3 protein-coding genes are annotated in these 2,145 nt (G+C 32.3%); all 3 read left to right on the plus strand.

Features of this window, described 5'->3' with window-relative positions; translation table 11 throughout:
• The first annotated feature begins 181 nt into the window (after positions 1–181).
• Positions 182–487, plus strand: coding sequence for a hypothetical protein (locus BUB95_RS14130; protein WP_234969277.1), 306 nt, complete (start codon positions 182–184; stop codon positions 485–487).
• Positions 488–657: 170 nt separating this feature from the next.
• Entirely contained in the window at positions 658–1,272 is a 615-nt protein-coding gene (locus BUB95_RS14135; protein WP_143185620.1) for a hypothetical protein, read from the plus strand.
• Between the two features lie 57 nt (positions 1,273–1,329).
• Positions 1,330–1,977 carry an SUKH-4 family immunity protein gene (locus BUB95_RS14140; RefSeq protein ID WP_143185621.1) on the plus strand — a complete coding sequence of 216 codons (648 nt, stop codon included), beginning with the start codon at positions 1,330–1,332 and terminating at the stop codon, positions 1,975–1,977.
• Positions 1,978–2,145 lie beyond the last annotated feature (168 nt).

The raw sequence follows: 2,145 nt of genomic DNA on the forward strand, positions 1-2,145 counted from the left end.
TTCCCAAAATTAGTTTAAATTTAAACGGCTTGATTTCAACGGTCGAAAATTCCGCTGGAATTTTCAACGCAACGAAATCATAGCCGAGACCGTTGGCTACAATTAAAAAATTATGAAAAATCTAAACATCATCTACTGTATTTCATTCTTAATTATATTTCTAACATCGTGTGCAACATCTATGACTCCCACTCAAGTTAGCAATACTCTTCCAACTTTAACAAAATCAAAATATTACAATCAGACTCAAGCAATCGAAGCTCAAAACAGTGGTAAATGTAAATTATTAATTCAAGGAAGAAATTATGTTGCGCCTATAGGTTTTACTGTTAAAGATGATTTAAAAAATGGTGCGCAAGGAATTGATGAATGGGTAGAAATGGATGGTGGTAATGCTTATGTACTTATAAATTATAAATGGGTAAGAGTTGACCAAGAAGGTTCTACTCAACTTCATGTTGATTTTAATACTATGCGATGTGAATGAAAAATAGACTTGAATGGGGAAAAAATTAACTATACATATGATTGGTGGAACTGAATATGGTCCCAGACTTGGTGAAATAGGAAGTTGTTGGTAAAGCAATCTATAGTCCAAGAGCAATTGAATCATCCTGAATAATGACTAATTATTTCACAAAACCTGAAACCAAAAAAATGATAAAAAAAGCTGTTGAAGGATACAGCAAATTTTTAGGTTTATCCGAAATTGGTTTAAAAAATATCGCTGGATATGGTTGGTATATTGATGGTGGAATAACAATGGGCTATACCACCCAATTAATGGAAAAAGCTGTTAATGGCGATAATGAATTTTTAGATAATTTTTTCGTTAAATACTATCGAGAAAATATAAATAGTTTAATTGAAATATTAAAAAACAGACAAGACTCTCGACAAAAAATTATTGTAGAAGCGTTGGACTGTCACAATGAACAAAAATATTATGCATCAACGCTTTTATTTTTATCACAGGCAGATGGAATATGCAATGGCCAACTATATAGGACAAAAAAGGAAAAAGAAGCTTTAAAAAAATTTCTTTCTAAATCAGAGAACGGAAACTTTATAAACATACTTTTGAGAATGATTACTGACGAAAGCGCAATTGATGTTGGATATTCAAAAAAAGAAAGTTTTGACAGTAAACTGAATAGACATGCTGTAGTCCATGGTTTGGACTTGAATTTTGGTTCAGAGATAAATAGTTTAAAAGCTTTCTCGCTTCTTTGCTTTGTTTCGGATTTTGTTAATCGATATAAAAAACTGTAGCCAACAACGGCTATAGTTCATTACGGCTGAAATTCCTAATCGGAATTTCAAGCCTTTTTGCTAAATTTATGGTTACGGCGGAATGATACTCGCGTACCATTCCGTAACGAAACCATAGCCAAAACCGTTAGCTTTAATACAATGACAGACGCAAGTTTTCTAAATAAATGGAATGAACTGGAATTACAAAAAGCACTTCCAACCTCAAGAAATAAATTTGGATTAGACCAAAAATCAATCGAATTTTTATTTGATATTGGTTTACCTAATGATGTTCTAGAATTAAGTTTCGATTATCTAACAGAGGACTTGCAAACTGTAAATGAGGCTTATAAAATTAATGATTCGGATTTTGACAAATATGTTTGCATTGGATTTAATGGTTCTGGAGACCCAATTGGAATTAACATCGAAAACGGAGAAATTGTTTATCTGAATCACGACGACGGATTTAAAGAAGTATACATTAATGCTGACATAGAAAAATTCGCACGATGCGGAATTGAAATTATTGAATTCCAAAACAATCTAAAAAAGTTTAAACCGGAATCCTACTTCTCAACGGAATTTTCTGATGAGGAATTAACACATTTACAAAATAATCTGACTCAAATTGATAATAAAATTTTTGACCACGATACACATTGGAATCACACTGTCGAATATTGGATTTGGGAAAGACAAGATGAACGAAATAAGTACTAAAGCCAACAACGGCTATAGTTCATTACGGCTGAAATTCCTAATCGGAATTTCGAGCCTTTTTGCTAAATTTATTGTTACGGCGGAATGATACTCGCGTACCATTCCGTAACGAAACCATAGCCAAAACCGTTGGCAATAATTATGAAAAAGAACCTACTTATACTATTT

It is taken from the genome of Winogradskyella jejuensis (genome assembly GCF_900129745.1).
GTDB lineage: Bacteria > Bacteroidota > Bacteroidia > Flavobacteriales > Flavobacteriaceae > Winogradskyella > Winogradskyella jejuensis.